This window comes from Halolactibacillus sp. JCM 19043 (assembly GCF_001310395.1).
In the GTDB taxonomy this organism is placed as follows: Bacteria; Bacillota; Bacilli; order Bacillales; family Amphibacillaceae; genus Halolactibacillus; species Halolactibacillus miurensis.
This window is the reverse complement of record NZ_BAXD01000013.1, coordinates 25,512-45,303: the sequence shown is the minus strand read 5'-3', so window position 1 is coordinate 45,303 and position 19,792 is coordinate 25,512. Positions and strand designations below refer to the sequence as shown.

General features: G+C 36.3%; 22 protein-coding genes and 1 pseudogene. 21 read left to right on the top strand and 2 right to left on the bottom strand.

Annotated features, from left to right (window positions below):
• Positions 1-366: 366 nt before the first annotated feature.
• The 11 genes and pseudogenes from JCM19043_RS08095 (at position 367) to JCM19043_RS08050 (ending at position 10,698) form a co-directional block, all read left to right on the top strand.
• Complete coding sequence (locus tag JCM19043_RS08095; protein ID WP_062321556.1) at positions 367-2,046, top strand: DUF262 domain-containing protein; 1,680 nt, start codon at positions 367-369, stop codon at positions 2,044-2,046.
• Positions 2,047-2,110: 64 nt separating this feature from the next.
• Positions 2,111-4,033, top strand: coding sequence for a hypothetical protein (locus JCM19043_RS08090; protein ID WP_062321554.1), 1,923 nt, complete (start codon positions 2,111-2,113; stop codon positions 4,031-4,033).
• A 96-nt stretch (positions 4,034-4,129) separates the two neighbouring features.
• Positions 4,130-4,873 (top strand): hypothetical protein, encoded by a 744-nt coding sequence (locus tag JCM19043_RS08085; protein WP_231631466.1) that lies wholly within the window; start codon positions 4,130-4,132, stop codon positions 4,871-4,873.
• Positions 4,863-5,618, top strand: coding sequence for a hypothetical protein (locus JCM19043_RS08080; RefSeq protein WP_062321548.1), 756 nt, complete (start codon positions 4,863-4,865; stop codon positions 5,616-5,618). The genes JCM19043_RS08085 and JCM19043_RS08080 overlap by 11 nt, the downstream gene beginning before the upstream one ends.
• Before the next feature lie 231 nt (positions 5,619-5,849).
• Positions 5,850-6,218 carry an SHOCT domain-containing protein gene (locus JCM19043_RS08075; protein WP_062321546.1) on the top strand — a complete coding sequence of 123 codons (369 nt, stop codon included), beginning with the start codon at positions 5,850-5,852 and terminating at the stop codon, positions 6,216-6,218.
• A gap of 12 nt (positions 6,219-6,230) precedes the next feature.
• Positions 6,231-6,572 (top strand): nucleoside triphosphate pyrophosphohydrolase, encoded by a 342-nt coding sequence (locus JCM19043_RS08070; RefSeq protein WP_062321544.1) that lies wholly within the window; start codon positions 6,231-6,233, stop codon positions 6,570-6,572.
• Positions 6,550-8,978, top strand: a pseudogene (locus JCM19043_RS08065) (DEAD/DEAH box helicase family protein). The gene JCM19043_RS08070 and the pseudogene JCM19043_RS08065 overlap by 23 nt, the downstream one beginning before the upstream one ends.
• Positions 8,979-9,193: 215 nt before the next feature.
• The gene (locus tag JCM19043_RS08060) at positions 9,194-9,685 is read left to right on the top strand and encodes a sigma-70 family RNA polymerase sigma factor (RefSeq protein ID WP_082394486.1); all 492 of its coding nucleotides are present in this window, start codon (positions 9,194-9,196) and stop codon (positions 9,683-9,685) included.
• A 24-nt stretch (positions 9,686-9,709) separates the two neighbouring features.
• The gene (locus JCM19043_RS16405; protein ID WP_156321369.1) at positions 9,710-9,862 is read left to right on the top strand and encodes a hypothetical protein; all 153 of its coding nucleotides are present in this window, start codon (positions 9,710-9,712) and stop codon (positions 9,860-9,862) included.
• 66 nt (positions 9,863-9,928) lie between these two features.
• On the top strand, positions 9,929-10,459 hold the full coding sequence (locus tag JCM19043_RS08055) for a TetR/AcrR family transcriptional regulator (protein ID WP_062321540.1): 531 nt from the start codon (positions 9,929-9,931) through the stop codon (positions 10,457-10,459).
• On the top strand, positions 10,456-10,698 hold the full coding sequence (locus JCM19043_RS08050) for a hypothetical protein (RefSeq protein WP_062321537.1): 243 nt from the start codon (positions 10,456-10,458) through the stop codon (positions 10,696-10,698). The genes JCM19043_RS08055 and JCM19043_RS08050 overlap by 4 nt, the downstream gene beginning before the upstream one ends.
• Positions 10,699-10,755: 57 nt before the next feature.
• On the opposite strand, the gene JCM19043_RS08045 is transcribed toward JCM19043_RS08050, so the two are convergent.
• On the bottom strand, positions 10,756-11,253 hold the full coding sequence (locus tag JCM19043_RS08045) for a DUF5412 family protein (protein WP_062321535.1): 498 nt from the start codon (positions 11,251-11,253) through the stop codon (positions 10,756-10,758).
• A 401-nt stretch (positions 11,254-11,654) separates the two neighbouring features.
• On the opposite strand from JCM19043_RS08045, the gene JCM19043_RS08040 reads away from it, so the two are divergent.
• The 5 genes from JCM19043_RS08040 (at position 11,655) to JCM19043_RS08025 (ending at position 14,640) form a co-directional block, all read left to right on the top strand.
• Positions 11,655-12,830, top strand: coding sequence for a sodium:proton antiporter (locus JCM19043_RS08040; RefSeq protein ID WP_062321533.1), 1,176 nt, complete (start codon positions 11,655-11,657; stop codon positions 12,828-12,830).
• A gap of 117 nt (positions 12,831-12,947) precedes the next feature.
• Positions 12,948-13,496, top strand: coding sequence for a GNAT family N-acetyltransferase (locus tag JCM19043_RS08035; protein WP_062321531.1), 549 nt, complete (start codon positions 12,948-12,950; stop codon positions 13,494-13,496).
• An 8-nt stretch (positions 13,497-13,504) separates the two neighbouring features.
• Entirely contained in the window at positions 13,505-13,660 is a 156-nt protein-coding gene (locus JCM19043_RS17540; protein ID WP_231631465.1) for a hypothetical protein, read from the top strand.
• 14 nt (positions 13,661-13,674) lie between these two features.
• Entirely contained in the window at positions 13,675-14,370 is a 696-nt protein-coding gene (locus JCM19043_RS08030; protein WP_231631464.1) for an RluA family pseudouridine synthase, read from the top strand.
• Positions 14,371-14,415: 45 nt separating this feature from the next.
• Positions 14,416-14,640: an excisionase family DNA-binding protein gene (locus tag JCM19043_RS08025; protein WP_231631468.1), complete on the top strand. Its 225-nt coding sequence runs from the start codon at positions 14,416-14,418 to the stop codon at positions 14,638-14,640.
• Positions 14,641-14,660: 20 nt separating this feature from the next.
• On the opposite strand, the gene JCM19043_RS08020 is transcribed toward JCM19043_RS08025, so the two are convergent.
• Complete coding sequence (locus JCM19043_RS08020; RefSeq protein WP_062321526.1) at positions 14,661-15,044, bottom strand: hypothetical protein; 384 nt, start codon at positions 15,042-15,044, stop codon at positions 14,661-14,663.
• A 65-nt stretch (positions 15,045-15,109) separates the two neighbouring features.
• Between JCM19043_RS08020 and JCM19043_RS08015 the strand changes: the two genes are divergently transcribed.
• From JCM19043_RS08015 to JCM19043_RS07995, 5 genes are all read left to right on the top strand, one after another.
• Complete coding sequence (locus tag JCM19043_RS08015) at positions 15,110-15,316, top strand: PspC domain-containing protein (protein WP_062321524.1); 207 nt, start codon at positions 15,110-15,112, stop codon at positions 15,314-15,316.
• Positions 15,317-15,419: 103 nt separating this feature from the next.
• Positions 15,420-16,445, top strand: a complete 1,026-nt coding sequence (locus JCM19043_RS08010) for a M42 family metallopeptidase (protein WP_082394490.1) — start codon at positions 15,420-15,422, stop codon at positions 16,443-16,445.
• A 217-nt stretch (positions 16,446-16,662) separates the two neighbouring features.
• Positions 16,663-17,547 (top strand): diacylglycerol kinase family protein, encoded by an 885-nt coding sequence (locus JCM19043_RS08005; protein ID WP_062321520.1) that lies wholly within the window; start codon positions 16,663-16,665, stop codon positions 17,545-17,547.
• Positions 17,548-17,591: 44 nt separating this feature from the next.
• On the top strand, positions 17,592-18,173 hold the full coding sequence (locus JCM19043_RS08000) for a hypothetical protein (RefSeq protein ID WP_062321518.1): 582 nt from the start codon (positions 17,592-17,594) through the stop codon (positions 18,171-18,173).
• 35 nt (positions 18,174-18,208) lie between these two features.
• Positions 18,209-19,525, top strand: a complete 1,317-nt coding sequence (locus JCM19043_RS07995; RefSeq protein ID WP_062321516.1) for a GTPase family protein — start codon at positions 18,209-18,211, stop codon at positions 19,523-19,525.
• Positions 19,526-19,792 lie beyond the last annotated feature (267 nt).

Genomic DNA, 19,792 nt, shown 5'->3' with positions numbered 1-19,792 from the left:
TACTTGAGATGATATTCTATTGTTAAAAACAATGATATTTTAAGTAGACATTCAATATTTGTAAGAGAGAATGAGATGTTGCGTTATCAACGCTCTATTTCATTACTATGGTCAACGTAATCCTGAAATTTAAAAGCCGATTTCTCAATATGAATGGATGGCTGTGAAAGCCGAGACAGTTTATGAACAAATTAAAATTAATTAAACACAAGATAATAAGTGGGTGTTAAGTCACGTACTGTCCTATTATATTGGGTTTTCATTTGTAAATTCGACAAATATCATCTTTGATCTACAAAAAGTGGAAGATGTATATTACAATAGTATAAATATCAGCTTTTAAACATACAAGGAAGGATGTATAACATGGGTATTATTAACTCGGGTTTTTTAACTGTATCAACCTTTCTACAACAACATATCTATCATGTTCCTGAATATCAACGAGGTTATTCATGGACAGAAGATCAGTTGGAGGATTACTGGATTGATTTAATGCAGTTAGCAGAAGATGACGGATTAGGTTCTCACTTTCTAGGACAGATTGTTGTTCATTTTGAACGAGATACTGAAAAGTGGTTTATTATTGACGGGCAGCAAAGAACAAGCACATCCATCATCATTTTGGATGCCATTAGAGACATTTTAGATCATCTCCATGAAGTCGAACATTTAGAAGATGCAAAGATTGAGGCTGATGATCTAACATCAAAATACATAGGAAGAGTCACGCCGAAAAGAAATGATGAACGCTTGATTCTTGGGGAAACAGATAAAGAATTTTTTAAAAAAATTGTTCAACGTCGAGGAATAATTCATTCAGAAAATATTAAAGTTAAGAGATTGTCTAATTCGGAAGAATTAATTTTAAAAGCAAGCAAGTATTTTCATAAAAAATTAAATGAGCTCGTTAATGAGGAAAAAGATCCAGACGCAAAATATAATAAAATCATTTCAGTAATGAATTTGATTTTAGATCAATTCAAAGTCATGTATGTTGAAACGGACGATATTAATGAAGCGTTCATTATATTTGAAACATTAAATGCCAGAGGTAAAGAGTTAGAGACGTCGGATCTTTTAAAAAACCATGTATTTAGATCTTCGTCAGATCGAATTGAGAATATTAAAGAAAAATGGTCACGAATGATTGAAAACTTAGATAATGCCGACCCAACAAAGTTCATCCGTCATTACTGGAATGGTAAATATAAGTTTGTAAGAGAAAAAGATTTATATAAAAACATTCGTAAAGAAATTGACACACCGCAAAAAGTAGAAGAACTTATTGATACGTTGGTCGATTTATCGGAGCTATATTTTGCCTTAAATAATCCGAAAAGCATTAATTATTATCAATCTCCGTCATTAAATGAGAGAATGACAGAATTACAAAACCTTGGTGCTAAATCATATTATCCAATTCTATTAGGGTTAGAAAATAAACATTACTCTGAAGAAGATATAGATCAAGTTCTAGCGGCACTAGAATGTTTAATTGTAAGGAATTTTGTGGTATCAAGTAAAGTAGCAAATAAATATGAAATTGAATTCGCAAAAATTGCAAGACAAATAAATAATGATGACTATGTTACGAGTCAATCAATAGTTGAAGCAGTAAGAGATTTGATCATTTCTGATGAGGAATTTAAAGAAAACTTTAAGTACTTCACAACTAAAAAAACACCTGTCATTCGATATCTTTTGAGGAAAATTCACAACTCATTTAATTATGAAACTCGGATTATTAATGACAACGGGCGGATTCATATCGAACATATCATGCCTAAAAAACCAAGAGAATGGAAGGTATCTGAAGACGTTCATAAAGATTATTTATGGAGATTAGGTAACTTAACCTTACTTGGAGAAGAATATAATCGTAGTGCGACAAACAAAACATTTGATCTTAAGAAAGAAGTTTATAAAAAGTCTCAAATTAAGATGACCAAACAGCTTGAAAACTATGATACATGGAAAGTGAAAGATATCGAGAAAAGACAGATGGAATTCGCCGATATATCTGTGGGTATTTGGGCTAAATAAAATGAAATAGTCCCTTAACTCAAAAGGTTAGGGGGTTATTTACTATATAGAAGGAGTGGCTAGATTGACCGATATAAACAATAATCAGTGGAAGTTCACGTCAATAGAGAATATTGAAGAATCTCATTTCGATCGTAGTTTAGAACGATTTTTTGGCATGGGTGTCATGGGACTAGTCAGGGAAAATATTCAAAATTCACTTGACGGGTATTTGTATGATGACAAACCTGTTATCGTAAAAATTAAAACAGGTGAAATGAGAGCTACTGATGTTCCGGGCATTGATAATTTAAGAGAAAGAATCAACACATTGGAAGGTCGTAATAATTACACTAAAGAAACAATAAAACATATGAACGAAAAAATAAAACAGAACCGGATACGGTACATGTCTTTTGAAGATGAAAATACCAAAGGCTTGACTGGTGCAGAGAACGGTCAAACTAACTCTAAGTCTGATACTTGGGGCATCTATGCTTATAATAAAGGCTTTCATTTTGAGGAAGAAAATATATCCAAAGAAGAAATACGCGGCGGATCGCACGGTGTTGGGAAAATTGCATCAAATGCAGCTTCAGATCTTCACGCCATGTTTTTCTCGAACTGTGATGATAAAAATCAAAAACATTTAGGTGGAACAGTTCAACTTGTAGAACACTGGTTCAATGGACAAGCTTATCGATCGACCGGGTATTTTACGGACGCTCAACGAGAAAATGGTCTATTGAAATACTATCCATTTAGCAACGAATCTAATCACCCATTTAGAAAAGATACTAGAGGTTTAAAGATTATCATACCTTTTTTAAGAGAAGAATATGATGATCAAATGGCAATTGTGAAAAGTGTCTGTGACAGCTTTTTTGTATCAATATTGAAAAATAAGCTAGAAGTGCATATTAATGATCAGGTGATAAATAAAGATAATTTAACAGACTATGTTTATAATGATCAATATTATGAACAGTCTGTTGAGAATATGAAAGATGTCTTTACGCCAATGTATGTTGACACGTACTTAAACTACCCGATTGAAAAAGACTTAGTTGTTGAGAGCAAAGACGAAACTTATCAGTTCAAGTTGTTTTTTAAATATGATGAAAAAATAAGTAAGGGACGAACAGCAATTATTAGAACGGTTGGGATGAAAATCGAAGATTTTAAAGTTAATGGCTATGCGACAAAACCCTATAATGCTGTCGTTATTGGAGATAAGAAAGCAGATGCTTATTTAAAATCACTCGAAAATGAATCACATACGGAAATATCAAATAAACATATCAATGATAAATATCTGAAGAGCAATGCTACTCGCTTTATTAATAATTTAAGTAGAGCGATAAAAAAGCACATTGATGATGCCATTCAAGAGAATAATCAGATGGATGGGATAATGGATACGAAGGATATTATATATACGGTTGAACGTAAGTTCAAAAACGATTTACAGAAAGCAACTGAAACAGTTCGTGTAGGAAATGGAAAATCTCTAAGAAAAACTAAGGGCAACAGTTCAAAAAAAGAAAGAAGAAATAGGGCTGATGCAGAAACAAACGCTACTGGTGATAAAGGAGAAAAGCGCAATAAAAGGGATCCTCTAAAATTTAAAAAAGCAAAAGGTGATGGAAAAGTAGTTGATGAAAAACAACGCTATAGTACTTATCCTGAAACAGTCGAACGTCTAAGACTAGACGATCATGAAATTCTACAATTTGATTTTTCAAGCAGTAAGTTACTAATGGGTGTTACTGAGTGTGATGTTGTATTAGCTGTCATCGATGGTACGGGTAAAGAATACAGTGATGAATTTAAAGTAGATAGTAATTTCACGCGGGCGATTGATCTAGGTACAGGGCAAGATTGTCGTTTATTAAAAAATAAAATTACTAATGTCAAAGTAAACAATGGCATTATTAAGCTGCGTCTAGATTATGATCGAAAAATGAATAAATCGTTAAAATTCATTTATTATTTGGAGGTGGAATAGTTGATATACAAAAAGGACGCGAACTTTCCTTATCCAATATTATCGAATCATGCTCAAAGTTATGTAAATAGTATTTTTGAATTGGATGTAGATGTAATGGAAAATAATGATACTTATCGCTTTACGATTAAGCATGATATAGGTTCTGAATTTATAAAAAGATTGATTGCCCTTAACAAGGCTGAACTCATATTAATAATTCAATCAAAAGACAGCAAGTTTTATAGGCTTAAAGAACAAGAAATTGAAGTTAGCAAATCGCGTGTATCACTTGATCAAAAAACATCGCTTCAATTGCATATTCAGGCTTTAACAGATATTTCATTTCATGATAATCAAGACTTGTCTCAATTTTATGACCAGTTTAAAGAAGATATAAAAGTGAATAAATTCAATTTACTTGCCTATTCTAATGTCGTGACTTTTGATGCACCATACCAAAAGCCATTTGATCTTTTTGAGAAAAAATTAGATGAACATATGAAAAAAGATATAAAGATTGAAGTAGGTCAAGCGACCATTAATATTTATTATAGAAAGCCAGAATATCAATTTCACACCTTACCTAAAAGCCAATATTTGAATCATCCTTATATATATATTGGTTTAACAAAAGCACTGCAACAATTCATTATGAATAACGGAGAAGATGGAGAAGTTGAATTGAAAACTGTTGAACCAGTTAGCGAACTAGAAAATAAACTATTAGATCTTATGCAATCGAAAATGATAGATGAGTTAACAGTTGATAATATAGATGATGTCATTTATGAGATTACGGATAATATTATCGAAAAATATGTTCGATCGGTAGAGGAGATGGTAGCCAATGGAGATTAAATTATTAAAGGATGGCTATAAAAATATCGAGTCATTATATGAAGACTTCAAAGCAGATATGATAGCAGAGAATGAAGAGTATTTTTCTGAAGAAAGTGTGTATATCGATCAGACCCCTTCATTTCCTATATACATCGCAAAAGGTTCTACAGAACATAAGAAGAAAGAATTTCTAGAAGCTTTTAATACAGTGACTCATTCTTATTTATCACTTGACCGCAGTATACTTTTGAGTGAACATTTTTGGCATTCGTTTTTACTTATTTACAAACGGAACTATATTATTGGTAAATACCCTGAAGTTTTAGACAACGAAAATAAATTTAAGAACATTGTGCTGAAAAAACTAGATTGGGAAAATTATATTTACAAGATTATTTTAGGTGCTCAGTACATTGCTGACTATATAAATAATGAAGATCAGCGGCAAAGATATTTTGGTTTAATTATTGATAACCTTGATTTATACAACTATATTATTAAATACGAAATCTTTAGAAATGATGATTTTCTAATTAATATCCTAGATATAATTGATGAGTTAGGACTTTCTGAAATTTTAAAAGCTAAAATTAAGGGAAGAGAGGATCTAGGCGATGATGAAAGATATGGGCGGAGAGTAATATTTGAATTAAATAAAAGTTATCCGATTGTACTTTCGCCAATGTTAAGTAAAGATGACTTAAAAGATATTTTCATAGAGTATCTGGGATACTATTATGACGTTTCTGATATTAAGAGTTAAGACATAGATTTGTCATAAGAAAGCAGAATTTACTGTTTCGATTTTCGTTGATTTGTTGTATAATATAAGGAGTTACCAATAAGTGTAACTGGGAGAGTTTTGCTGATTGAACGAGCCAAAAGGTTCGTTTTAATCAGCCTTTTTTTTGATAGCGCTTAATTTTATTGTTGGTAATATTTGAGTATGGTATGCTTATGGTAAAATGAATGATTAAATAAAAGAGGTGAAGTGATGAATCAACGTTATAATGTAAGACCAGGTAAGGGTCAATCAATGTTTGGCTTCTTTGTTGGTTTGGTTTTTGTTTTTATCGGTTTTGTTATGGTATTACCGACCTTCGGTGCTTTCGGTATCATTTGGGTATTAGTTACGATCGGTATCACTGTTATGCACGGGATTAATGCGTTCACACAAAAAGGTGTCGCAACGCACCGTGTAGATGTAACGACGGAGGCTAATACTTCTACGGAAGCAATCAAGCAATCTGATGATAGTTTTGATGAAAAATTGCGTAAGTTGCACCAGTTGAAACAAGAAGGCATTTTAACAGATGAAGAATATGAAGAGAAGAAAAAACAGATGTTGAAAGAAAAATGGTAGGAGGTTGACGACATGCCAATACATAATAAACTTGTTCGTGATAAAATTCCTGAGATTATTGAAAAAGCAGGAAAAACATTTGAAACAAAAATTTTGGATAACGAGAATTATATTAAAGAACTTGAAACGAAGCTGATTGAAGAGTTTAATGAATATTTATCAGCTAATACGAAAAGTGATAAGCTAGAAGAATTAGCTGATATGATGGAATTAATTAAAGCTTTCGCAGAAGTAAATGATGGATCATTAGCTGAAGTAGAAGACCTTCGTCAAGACAAGGCTTCTAAACGCGGAGGTTTTAACGAGCGCATTTATCTAGTTGAGGTTCATGATGACAACAACAAAGCTGATTAAACATAACATTGTGGATGAGATTAAAGCGGGGATAGACTGTAGTTCATCTACAGCTATCCTTGTCTCTTTTATGATGGTATCTGGTCTAGAGCTGATTTTACCTTCATTGCAGCGCTCACTTGATAAAGGTACTCAAATCAAAATCCTAACCGGGGATTACTTGTATATTACCCAACCTGATGCATTATCACGGTTGGACGAATTAGTTGGAGATATTGAATTAAGGTTGTGGAAAAGTCATGGCGTCTCTTTTCATCCTAAGGCCTATCTATTTGAATCAGATCATGAGAAGCAAGTTATTGTTGGTTCGTCCAATTTATCAAAATCGGCATTGACAACCGGTGTAGAATGGAATGTCAGCATTGAACAACAAGGCAGGCAGACGTCTTTGAAGAAGCTGAAGAAAGTTTTTTACAGTTGTTTTATGCTGATCAAACCGTACCAATTAATAGAGAGACCATTGAACAATATCGACAAAGGTATGAAACATACCATGCCAAATATCCAGGCTTTGTTGATCGATGGCACAGCCGAGAAGCCGAAGCGTTAATGTTTGATGAAACAGAACCAACGATTGTTAGAGAAAGTAGTAATAATCAAGAGCCAATCATAATTGAACCCAGACCGCATCAAGCGCTTGCGTTAGACGCTTTAGATAATGTCATAAAAGAAGACTATGATAAAGCACTTATCGTCATGGCTACAGGTTTAGGCAAAACCTATTTAGCAGCATTCTTTGCACGGCAATTTAATCGTGTATTGTTTATTGCCCATAGAGAAGAAATACTTAGACAAGCAAAGCAAAGTTTCGACCATGTCTTACCAAATAAATCAAGTAGTTTGTACAACCAAGAAGAGAAAAATAACGAGTCTGATCATATATTTGCTTCTGTCTTTACTTTAAGCAGAAAAAATCACTTGAATCGATTTAATTCCAGTGATTTTGATTTAATTGTTGTTGATGAGTTTCATCATGCGGCAGCAAAATCATATCAAGGTATTTTACAATACTTTAAACGGGAATTCTTACTAGGGATTACAGCCACACCAGATCGCTTAGACGGAAAAGATGTGTATGCGTTATGTGATAATAACGTTGCCTTTCAAATGCACTTTATCGAAGCCATTCAACATGGCTATTTAACGCCGTTTAAATATTTTGGCGTGTACGATGAGACAGATTACAGCTCAATGACGTGGCTTGGAAATCGTTATGATCAACACGAACTTGAAGCGAAACAATTACAAGATGCGATTGCTGAAAAGATATTTAATGCATGGGAAAAGCATAAACAAAAGCGTACCATTAGCTTCTGTTCATCGATTAGACAAGCAAAATATTTAGAAGATTACTTTGTGAAAAAAGGTGTGAATGCCATTAGTCTTCATTCTAAAACAATGGGTTATTCACGACAAGAAGCCATTAAAGCGTTAAAAGACCAAACGATTGATATTATCTTTACTGTCGATCTCTTTAATGAAGGGGTAGATATTCCTGAAGTCGATACGTTATTGTTTGTGCGTCCCACTGAATCTTTAACTATCTATACGCAACAAGTAGGAAGAGGTTTAAGATTAAGTACTGGAAAGACACATTGTCATATTATCGACTTAATTGGTAACTATAAAAATGCCGATGTGAAGATGCAGTTATTTGATACTGAGCGAGATCGTGACTCTCGCTCGGTGAAACACGTGATACCAGAAGTACCAACGAGTTGTGAACTGCATCTGGATATGCAAGTAGTTGACCTAATCAAGTATCTCGTCCGAAAACGGCAACCAAGAAAAGAAAGACTTATATCAAGTTATCATATGTTAAAAACAGAACTCGGTAGAAGACCAACATATTTAGAAATACATCGATACGGTAAAGAAGATGCTAAACAGATAAAACAGGAGTTTAAGTCCTATATGGGTTTATTGCATCATTCAGGGGAATTAACATTAGAAGAATCGGATTTATACAATAGATTTAAGTCTTTAATTGAAGATGTAGAGCGTACGCTTATGTCAAAAAGTTATAAGATGGTTGTCTTAAAGCTTATGCTTGACCGGGGAGAGAACCAGTGGCATCGACCTATTACTGCTAGTTCAATCGCTTATCCGTTTTGTAAGTTTTTAACAGATAAGGATTATCGACGTAAAAAAGATTTCAGCGATAAGAAAACAAAAAAGCTGCTGACATTTGATGAAGACAAAATCGTTAGACTTATTGAAGATATGCCCTTTTCAAAATGGAATGGAAGTTCAAAAGGGATATTCACATTTGATAGAGAACAATTTGCCATAACGGTTCCTCTAACCGAACAAGAAGCGAGAAATTTGTATCCCTTTATTAATGATATTGTTGAGTATCGCCTAACAAGTTACTTTGAACGTGGCATAAGTAAAAAAACTCATTAACCATTACATCATGGTTAGTGAGTTTTTTATTTTTTACATTTTACTAAAATGCATCTTTTAGTAAGCATTAACACAATAAACAAATCAAAACGGGTGCCAAAACAAACGATTTGGTATTATAATGGCTGCTTTGGCAAGGTGCCAAAACGGACTCAACCAATTATGCTGAACTTACCGCGGAATACAATGAGGATCTTCCTAGAGGACGTATTAAGATGGATGAGTTCAACCGATTACTGAATGACTATGAACCGATGATGTATCACTTACTAAAGAAATATCATGTGAGAGATCCTGAGGGTGAGTTTTATCAAGAGTTGGCGATCTGTTTATGGCAAGCGACACAAGATTATGACGACGAAAAGATGAAGTTTTCTACGTATGTCTACAATAAAATGCAGTTTCGTTTGATTGATTTATTCAGAAAGGATGAACGTAAACGAAATAGAGAAGAGAAGTATAAACATCACGTTGAAACGACGGGCTCGTTTCAGACCGAAGATCAAGTGCCTAATACAGACTTTATTGTTTGTTTAAAACAACTGTTAACAGACAATGAGTGGTTGTGGTTTGAGGGACATGTATTAAAGGGGAAAACGCTCGTGGAGATTGGAAAAGACTTGGGTGTAAGTGCCAATGCCGTGAGGCATTATAAGCGTAGTGCAGCACGTAAATTAAAGGATTGTTTAATAAAAGAAAGCAAATAGTTGACGAACGTATTTCAAAGTCGAATGATGTCATATCCACATACTGTGGTTACTGGAGATAACCTATTAATAATGACGCTGTCTGGCTTTGTGATTTTGAATAATTTTGGTATGATGACAGTAGTGAATATTAGTTTTGCCTTTTTAAGTACAGTGATTGTGATGACGATTATGTAGTTGCTGTTTGATCCATTTTTCATTAAAAAGCAAAGCTAAACAACCATCCACATGAGGAGTTTAGTTATGGCAGATAAAACGAACCAGATTATTAAAGCCGCTGTCGATGTCTTTATAGAAAAAGGCTACAATGCCACTACACAAGACATAGCCAGAAAAGCGCAAGTAGCTGAAGTCACGTTATTTAGAAAGTTTACCAATAAACAAAACTTATTTTTAACCGCGATTCAATTGACCATTGATGAGTATTTTAACATGCAAGAACGTCAAGAACAGACGGATGAACCGCTTGAAAAAATATTAACATTATGGTTTACTGAACGATCACAGATTTTGATTATAAACAGAGCGCTCGTTAAGATGTTGTTAAGCGAGAGTTTGATGGGGAACTTACCTGAACATATGAACTTCCCGGTCATTTTTTATCATCAGCTATTAAAACAGCTGAAACCATTTGAACAAGACGTTCATATCGAACATATGGCTCGCAGTTGGGTTGGGTATTTTATTTCGACGGTCGTATTAGGTACAACTAGTGAAGCGATCGATGTTGAACATATCTTTATTCGACCCTTCGTAAAGGGGGGATGTTCATGAGTAAGACAAGCGGAATGAAAGTTGTTCAACAATTGATGTTAGGATTTTATCTATTAGGTTTGATTGCCTTTTTGATTGTCGGCGATTTATCAACAACAATGAATAAAGTCATATTAGGTTTGTTTGTTGTGTTAATTGTTCGCGAATCGATGCGGTACTACATGCATTATATTAAACCAAACAAAATAGTGAATGAAGAAACGGCCAGTGACGAAGCATCATCAACGGATAAGAAATAACATTGGGAGTAATGAAAGATGTTAGATAAGCGCATAAGAATCATGAAGAAAAGCCGGTCACTTCGCGTGGCCGGCTTTTCTTAGGTCAATCACATGCTGATTAATTTGTAGTTGATGGCTTGTAATCCATTGAACAATCACATGCTCAAAGTTTCGTTCGACATACAAATGTTGTTTAAACCATAACGGACCTTTTCGTTCGGCGACGAGCGCTTTAGGGTTGGACTTTTGGTATACATTAACCGTATAAGACTCATCAGGTGATGAGGTAGACATCAGCTTTTCTTCTTTCGTTAGTAACACTTGAATCGTTGGAATGATTAAAATGACCGCCAGTAAGACCGGGGTGGTTAGAGATAACCAACGATAAAACTTCGATTTATCAACAGGTATTTTCAATGCGCAATAGATGTTGAAAAGAATAATTGGCCAAGCAAATAAGACGGAGGGGAGCACACGCCAATAACTGAAGAAAGAGGCAAAATAAAATTCAATAATCCAAATTAAAACAATAGCACTTAGTGACCAAGAGACCATGCGCGTTCGTTTACTCATTATTAACCCTCACAATCTATGAATTGATTCATTTCCATCTTATAGAATTTACAGTCATTTTACAATATGACTTTTGGTATATATTAGTGACATGATAGGTAGGTAACTATGACTGATATAATAGATAAGACGTATGAAGATTAAAACAAGTTACAAAATATAATAGGGGAATACAAAAAGTAGTAAAATGAAATTGTTCGATCGATCAAGTTATGCTAAACTAAGAACAGTATAAGGCGGTGAAGCTCGCCTCTTGAGATGACTCAGAAACTGTCGACAGACCAATAGCTTCTACAAACAACAGGAGGTGACCTGTTCTTTGTAGTGGCTATTTTTTCTATATTAGATGAATGATAAAACAAGCTAACCAAGAAGAGTTGTCACCGTGAAGGGAGAAAAAAATGTTAGAGAGTATCGCGTTATTATTACTGAGTGGCTTCGTATTGGGGATGGTGATGAAAAGTTTTCGCCTGCCACCATTATTAGGTATGTTATTTGTAGGGATCCTGTTTGGACCGTATGTACTCGACTGGCTTCATCTTGATTTACTAAATATATCAAGTGAGATTCGGACCTTTAGTTTACTGATTATTTTAATTCGCGCCGGCCTCGGGATCAAACGCCATGAAATACAAGCGGTTGGGAGTCTGGCGATCAAGATGAGTAGTCTACCAGGCTTGTTAGAGGGGTTTAGTATTCTTTTTGTGAGTTACTATTTCTTTGACTTTAGTTTCGCAGAAGCCGGGATGCTTGGCTTTATTATTGCGGCGGTTTCACCAGCGGTTGTCGTACCAAGTATGTTAGAATTAAAGAGTGAAGGTTATGGAGAAGATAAACAAATTCCAACGTTATTACTAGCAGGTACGTCAATGGATGATGTGTTTGCGATTACGATTTTTAGTTTTTTCTTAAGTCTCGGAACAACAGGTGATCTGTCAATTGTAGAGTCAGTATTAAAGATTCCCTTTAGTATTGTGCTTGGTGTGTTAGGTGGTTTAGTCATTGGCTATCTGTTTATTAAGCTGTTTGACTTTAAACGTTTGTTTCATTCGAATGTCGAACGGTTATTGTTGTTACTTACAGGTGCGATTGGTTTTTATACTTTCGGTGAAGTAATTGGTATTGCGAGCTTACTCGGCATTATGGCGATTGGTTTTCTAATTACCGACCAACGCGAAAAGATAGGAGTAGAATTATCTACTACGCTCTTATCGATTTGGTTCTTTGCCCAGATTCTGTTGTTTAGTTTAGTCGGAGCGGAAGTTAATATTACAGTCGCACTAGAGGCAGGGTTTATGGGGCTTGTCATTATTATCATCGGTCTCATGTTTCGAACACTCGGTGTGTTTATTTCAACCATTGGCAGTGCGCTCAACACGAAAGAACGCTTTTTCTGTGTGCTTAGTTATTTACCGAAAGCAACCGTACAAGCGGCTATTGGTGCGCTACCTCTCGCAAGCGGCGTAGAAAAAGGACCTGAAATATTAGCCATTGCTGTCTTATCCATTCTACTTACCGCACCTTTAGGCGCTATTTTAATTAAGTGGAGTGCGCCTAAACTGTTACAAAAAGGATAAAATAGGTCGCTTTTTTTACACATAACAGGACGCTTATAGCGATAAGCATGAGTAAGTAATCAGTATGATTTTTTAGAAAATGTTGGACGTAAAGGAACGAATAAAGGAGGAAATAAAATGTATACATATGCCATCGATGACCGGATTGAATTAAGGCCACTTACCGTGTTTCATACCGAACCATTGTACCGCCTCATTCAAGACTCTAGAAATCACTTACGTGATTTTTTAATATTTGTGGAGTTTACGACGAAGGAAGACCATACTCGAAAGTTTGTTGAAGAGACCGTCATCACGAATGCGAAACTTGAATCATTTGTATCAGTGATTTATGTAGATGATTGTGTTGCTGGGTTGGTTGGATTTAATGAGCTTGATCAACAAAATAAGCGCGCTGAAATTGGCTACTGGCTTGGTGAAGCTTATATTGGTCAAGGGGTAATGACAAAGGCCGCAAAAGCTATTATTCAATATGGATTTAATGAGCTTGGTCTTAATCGAATGGACTTAAAAGCGGCTGTCAATAACCATAAGTCGCGCGGTATTGCTAAACGCTTAGGGTTTAAAGAAGAAGGAATCATCCGTGAGGCTGAGTGGATGCATGACGGCTATCTTGATCATGTTCATTACGGCTTATTAAAAAGTGACTATGACGAAAGTGAGTGAGGCATGTCGTGAAAAAGATCGAACAAACGGTAAAAACAGAGACGATGCTCATGGGCTTTTTACTCCAACAGTTTGATTATAGTAGGAGTAAAATAAAAGGTTTTTTGCAGCGAGGGCAAGTCTATGTGGATAATCAGCCATCTCGCAATTCAATCATCCCTTAACAAAAGGGCAAGTCGTGAGCATTTCAAAAGAACAAATCAAAGAAACTCAATTAAAAGGTTTAACGATTTTACACGAAGACGATGATTGTTTGGTTGTCAATAAAGCCAGTGGCTTGTTGACAATTCAAACGAATAAACAGGTAAAAGAATTGACGGCTCACCGGCAATTAAGTGAATATCTACAAAAGAAAGACCCAAGAGCCCGAATCTTTATCGTACATCGACTTGACCGTGATACGTCGGGTGTGTTGGTATTTGCGAAAAACGAGCGCTCAAAACTCGTCCTACAGTCAAACTGGAAAGAACGGGTGAAAGAACGACGGTATGTGGCACTTGTTGAAGGTGTCGTAAAAAAAGATCAAGCTCATTTAGAAGATTATCTAGGGGAATCTAAAACGCATCGTATGTTTACAACTAACAATAAAACTGAAGGTATTTATGCGTCGCTCCATTATCAAGTCAAACATCGCGGGAAAAAGACAAGCTTACTACATGTACATCTGGATACTGGTCGGAAAAATCAAATCCGGGTCCAACTAAGTGCTGCTGGTCATCCGATTGTGGGAGATAAAAAATATGGCGCAAAAACAAATCCAATCAAACGGTTAGGACTACATGCGGAGACGATTACTTTTAAACATCCAACCACTCAAGAAACCTTGTCGTTTCATGCACCTGTACCAAAGTCATTTCTCTCACCGCAGTCATGACGTGAGGATGGGTATTACAAGAGATAAGGGGGAAAGGGCTTGTTCGTGTCAATTAAGGAAGCAGCCGATTATCTAGAAATAAATGAAACGGATTTACGTAAATTAATTTTCGAAAAGAAGATCAAAGCATTTTATGACGGGGAACAATACTTAGTCAATACCGCTCAGTTTGATACGCATATAAAAGAAATGGAACGGATTCGAGCGGAAATTCAAGCCTATTTATCTGAACCCGTCCCAGAGAGTCTATTCGTTAAAGATGAGGATTAATTTTATATTTTAAAAAAGAGTCATTTACTGACGGGCACTAACCAACCCTCGGTAAACGGCGTCGTAGGTGAGATGAAAATAATTGTCCAAAGTGTGACCTCACCTGGTGCTAATGAAAGGTGAGGGATCGTCACATCAACCACGTCACATGATGGTAATGTTGCCGTGAATGATGGAGACAGGCTTGTCTGTGTGGTGTTTTGATAAAAACAAATAATTAACCGTTGTCCCGCATGGTTTTTAGCTTGTCTTAGCGGAATGAGCTTGCCTATTGAGGCGCGGAGGCCGATATCTTCTAAGTGGGTTAATTGATGTTTAACGTAAGTGTGATACAAGTTTTTGTACTGATTATAATCAACAGGTGCCAGTTGTTTTTGCCATTTTTCTTGTAAGATAAGTGTCATGGTGAATGCATCCTTTCTCTGCTCCAGTATTGATTTACTAAGCATATCATAAATGAGGTGTCTCTATGTCAAAACAACTTAAACGGTCAAGAATAGAAAAATCCATTCATGGTGTGTGCGGTGGCCTGGCGAACCACTTTGATGTTCCACCATTTTTGGTACGGTTATTATTTATCTTTACCTTGCCAGGTAGTTTCTTTTTTTACATCATCCTTGCGAATACGTTACCGGAAGACTTATCCGACGGTTATATTGAACTGAAAAAGCGATAAAGAAGATTATGTCACACTGATATTGTAAGAGCGAGATATGATATATCAATAGAATTTCAAAGATTAACTTAGCGAAAGTAGGGATTATATGACAACGAATACCATGACATATTTAAAGAACTTAGTAAACATTCCTAGCCCGTCGGGCTATACAGATGAAGTGATTGCCTATGTAGAGGACTTCTTTCAGAACTTAAAGCTAGAAACCGTCCGCAATAAAAAAGGTGGACTCATTGTCACATTACCAGGAAAATCAACGAAAGAGACCCGGATGTTGACCGCTCACGTTGACACACTTGGTGCGATGGTGAAAGAAGTGAAACCAAGTGGCAGGTTAAAACTTGATTTAATTGGTGGTTTTCGTTTTAACTCGATTGAAGGTGAATACTGTACCATTCATACCGCAAGTGGCAACACGTATACAGGGACGATTCTTTTGCATCAAACATCTGTCCATGTCTATAAAGACGCTGGAACAAAAGAACGCAATCAAGACAATATGGAAGTGAGAATTGATGCTGTTGTAAAAAATGAAGCAGATGTTCATGCTTTAGGCATTGGTGTTGGTGACTTTGTGTCATTTGACCCGCGCGTGGAAGAAACAGAGACAGGCTTTATTAAATCACGTCACCTAGATGATAAAGCAAGTGTCGCAATGCTCATGTCACTGGCCGAACAAATCGTCAAAGATGCAATTGATTTACCTTACACGACTTATGTGCTTATTTCTAATAACGAAGAGATTGGTTATGGCGGGAATTCAAATATTCCTGAATCGGTTGTTGAATACTTAGCCGTTGATATGGGCGCGATCGGTGATGGTCAAAGTACCGATGAATTCACTGTATCGATTTGCGCAAAAGACTCAAGTGGCCCTTATCATCATGGTCTTCGTCAACATTTAGTGAGTTTAGCAAAAGAGCACAACATCGGTTACAAGGTAGATATCTATCCATACTATGGATCGGATGCTTCCGCGGCGATTAGAGCCGGGCACGATATCATTCACGGTCTTATTGGTGCAGGTATTGATAGTTCTCATGCGTTTGAGCGTACCCACATTGATTCCATCAAAGCAACAGAACAATTGATTTATCGATACTTGCAATCCCCAGTTGTACCGCATTAAGATTAAAAATTCAGAAAAACCAAGCCGACATTCAAGCGAGGCTTGGTTTTTTGTTGGCTTATTATTCGACTTGTCTGATGTCGTTATTTTTCACTAGGACAATGATCGCAGTAAGCGATTACTTTCATCGCATAGGTTAGAACGCCCAAACATTTGGGTATACTTTAGTATACTGAGGGTAAGTAAAATTAATTAATGAACGAAAAGAGTGAATGAGATGAAACAAGCCATGGTTATATTAAATCCGTCATCTGGTCATGAGGCGGCAATCGATTATAAGGAAGATATAGTGTCTGTAATAAAAGAAAAAGGTTATGAGGTTGTTGTGAAAGAAACAGAAAAGAAAGATGATGCAACGGTCTTCGCAGAAGAGGCTGTCAATGACGGATATGATTATGTTATTGGTGTTGGTGGAGATGGGACCATCAATGAAGTGATCGCAGGCTTAGCTAGATATGATCAACAACCACTGTTTAGCTTTGTCCCGTTCGGGACAGTCAATGACTTTGCGCGTGCGATAGGGATCCCCTTAAAGCCTCGTGACGCCATTGAGTGGCTAAAAGAAGCGCGTACAGAGCAACGTGTTGATATAGGCAAAATCAATGAACGGTATTTTGTTAATGTTGTCGCTTTAGGTGCTGTCGCTGAGGCAACTTATGAAGTAGGTGTGGAACAAAAAACCCGTCTAGGCCCCTTAGCTTATTACATTGAGGGTGCTAAAACGCTTGCGGAAAATAAAGTCTATCCGCTCACGTTTAAGCTTTCAGATGACACGATAGATGAAGAGGCTTTTTTAGTTGTTATTGGAATGACGAATTCCATCGCCGGCTTTGAAAAGATAGCTACAGACGCAAAATTAGATGATGGCTATATGCACGTCTTTATTGTAAAAAAATTAGCGGGTTTTGACTTAATGACTTTATTACCATCTGTCTTAACAGGTGAGTTTAAAGATCATGAAAAAGTCCGCTATATTAAAACAAAAGAAATACAGATTGAGTCAATGGCGTCATTACACACGAATATTGACGGGGATGAAGGAGAAGATTTACCTCTTCATTTAACCGTCTTACCAAAACACATTCGCTTGCTTAGAAAATAAGGTGTCAGAAGGACTAATATTTCACCAAGAAAGGACGTGACATCATGAAAAATGGGGTGGACGACTATTTAATTGGTTGGCAGAACGGCAGTGAATTAAAAATTTATCGCGATTTTGAAGTGGTTTCATTTATCGGCATTCAAAATAAATGGATTTATACGGTCGATCGTTTACTTGATGTTAATCTATTAGACATCATTCGTTATAAAACGGCAACAGAAACGTTAAACGAACTGATTAAACTCATCCCAAAAGATGAGGATATCTATATTACCTCTACACCAATTGAGCACGACCTACGTGATGTACATTTCTACAAATTAGACTTACCGCTTCGGATTGATTATGCGATTCAAGTGGGATTAGGTGTGGCACGGTCGATATCACATAGTAAAGAGTACCGTCTTTATCCAATCACCATGGATTTACCTGAAGGTACAATCGATAAAAAGACTTTAGAATTAATTCGTCTGAAGCTTTATGCTCAATTGATCAAAGGAAAAGAGTCTATTGATGAGTCGCTAAAAGCGTTATGGCAATCTGATAAATGTCAACTAAAGCAACTATTATTTGCTGATATTGAAGAAGTCGAAACACTTTTTGATGAATGGTTTAAGACCAGTTAATGGATGGTGGAATGTGAAAGAGAGGAGGAGGCCATTTGGATCGACAAACGGTAGATGAGCGTTTAGACAGGCTCGTCAATATTCGGACGAGTCTTGACCAAGTCATGGATACTTTACCAATGAAGGTACCAAAACAAGCAAGAGAACAAATTAAAAAGATTCTTTTAAAAAATGATGAACTTAATCAGTTACTTGAAGATATAAAAGACCGGCGACCTCCGCGTTTGATCGTAGTTGGTAAAACTGGTGTCGGTAAAAGTAGTTTAATTAATGCGATGTTTGGACATTATTTAGCCAAAACATCTGCGGTTGACGTTGGGACACAGTCGGTGAGTAGTTATCAATATCGTGATAATCAACAGGTATTATTTGATGTCATTGATACCCGTGGTCTAGGAGAATCGTTTAACTCAGCGAGTAGCGCAGAAAAAGCTTTAAAAGAAGCCGTTCAGCAATTTGAGCCAGATGCTGTTCTTTTAGTTATGAATGCGACAGACCGGGCAGGGATGGATGAGGAGTTACAACAAATAAATGTCTTAAAACCCTATATATCAGAACAGGTTCCCGTTGTCTGTGTCCTCACACACGCTGATCATATTGAACCGGCTCGAATTAAAGAGCCTGATCAATATCCTGACATAAAACAGGAAAGAATTGAAGAGAAAACGCAACAAGTGACACGATTAATCCAATCCCTACATGTAGATATTCAAACCGTCATCCCTGTCTCGAGTTATATCGAATGGAGTCATGAGACGCCTGAGCATTTAACTGAACAGGAGCGATCAGCGTTAACCATCGCATTTGATGGACGTTATGAGATTGATACGCTACTGGATTACTTAGAATCAAACATTGATTTTCAATCAGCGATTCACTTGATGTTATCAACCCGGATTGACAGGGCGGTGAAACAGCTCACACAAAAAGTCATTAAAGTCTTCTCAGGTGCTGCTTCAACGGTGGCTTTAACTCCGATTCCAGTCAGTGATATGTCGGTTCTTGTCCCTTTACAACTGCTTATGGTGAGCTTTATCGGTTATGTGAGTGGCCGGACAGTTGATAAGAAAATGTTGAAGGACTTTTTAGTTAGTTTAGGTGGGGTTGGCTCTCTTGGCTACAGTTTTAAGCTCATTGCCCAACAAGGAACGAAATTCTTAAATGTGGTTTTGCCAGGCTCAGGTAGTGTCGTCTCTAGTACGATTGCTTACTCTGGCACATACGCGATGGGTAAAGCAGCCGAGGCTTACTTTATTGATTCAGTAAGCAAGAAAGATATGAAGAAAATCATGAAAAAAGCAGAACAAGAAGGTAAGCAAGCGGCGAAAAAGAATGAAAAATCAGCTGAATGATTGTACGGGAATTTAAAGTCTCGCCTTAAAGGATTGAATTCAGAAATACCTCCCATTATTTTTAAGTTTATCGACTTAGCACCTGCCATTTTAGTAGGTGCTTTTTATAGGCAGACACCTCTACTATAAGTATTTTGAGGAAAGTGTCTTCTCGCTCTAAGACGATCAAGGGATTATCTTTCTATAATTTCTTCAAATAAAAAGCTAGCATTTCAATCACAACCGTGCTATAGTAATAGAGCGATGAGCTGATTTGCATAAGACGCA

Excerpts from the sequence above, each read along its gene's own strand:
- JCM19043_RS08095 (WP_062321556.1), top strand. The coding sequence starts at position 367 with ATGGGTATTATTAACTCGGGTTTTTTAACTGTATCAACCTTTCTACAA.
- JCM19043_RS08085 (WP_231631466.1), top strand. The coding sequence starts at position 4,130 with ATGGAAAATAATGATACTTATCGCTTTACGATTAAGCATGATATAGGT.
- JCM19043_RS08080 (WP_062321548.1), top strand. The coding sequence starts at position 4,863 with ATGGAGATTAAATTATTAAAGGATGGCTATAAAAATATCGAGTCATTA.
- JCM19043_RS08075 (WP_062321546.1), top strand. The coding sequence starts at position 5,850 with ATGAATCAACGTTATAATGTAAGACCAGGTAAGGGTCAATCAATGTTT.
- JCM19043_RS08070 (WP_062321544.1), top strand. The coding sequence starts at position 6,231 with ATGCCAATACATAATAAACTTGTTCGTGATAAAATTCCTGAGATTATT.
- JCM19043_RS08060 (WP_082394486.1), top strand. The coding sequence starts at position 9,194 with ATGGATGAGTTCAACCGATTACTGAATGACTATGAACCGATGATGTAT.
- JCM19043_RS16405 (WP_156321369.1), top strand. The coding sequence starts at position 9,710 with ATGATGTCATATCCACATACTGTGGTTACTGGAGATAACCTATTAATA.
- JCM19043_RS08055 (WP_062321540.1), top strand. The coding sequence starts at position 9,929 with ATGGCAGATAAAACGAACCAGATTATTAAAGCCGCTGTCGATGTCTTT.
- JCM19043_RS08050 (WP_062321537.1), top strand. The coding sequence starts at position 10,456 with ATGAGTAAGACAAGCGGAATGAAAGTTGTTCAACAATTGATGTTAGGA.
- JCM19043_RS08045 (WP_062321535.1), bottom strand. The coding sequence starts at position 11,253 with ATGAGTAAACGAACGCGCATGGTCTCTTGGTCACTAAGTGCTATTGTT.
- JCM19043_RS08040 (WP_062321533.1), top strand. The coding sequence starts at position 11,655 with ATGTTAGAGAGTATCGCGTTATTATTACTGAGTGGCTTCGTATTGGGG.
- JCM19043_RS08035 (WP_062321531.1), top strand. The coding sequence starts at position 12,948 with ATGTATACATATGCCATCGATGACCGGATTGAATTAAGGCCACTTACC.
- JCM19043_RS08020 (WP_062321526.1), bottom strand. The coding sequence starts at position 15,044 with ATGACACTTATCTTACAAGAAAAATGGCAAAAACAACTGGCACCTGTT.
- JCM19043_RS08015 (WP_062321524.1), top strand. The coding sequence starts at position 15,110 with ATGTCAAAACAACTTAAACGGTCAAGAATAGAAAAATCCATTCATGGT.
- JCM19043_RS08010 (WP_082394490.1), top strand. The coding sequence starts at position 15,420 with ATGACATATTTAAAGAACTTAGTAAACATTCCTAGCCCGTCGGGCTAT.
- JCM19043_RS08005 (WP_062321520.1), top strand. The coding sequence starts at position 16,663 with ATGAAACAAGCCATGGTTATATTAAATCCGTCATCTGGTCATGAGGCG.
- JCM19043_RS08000 (WP_062321518.1), top strand. The coding sequence starts at position 17,592 with ATGAAAAATGGGGTGGACGACTATTTAATTGGTTGGCAGAACGGCAGT.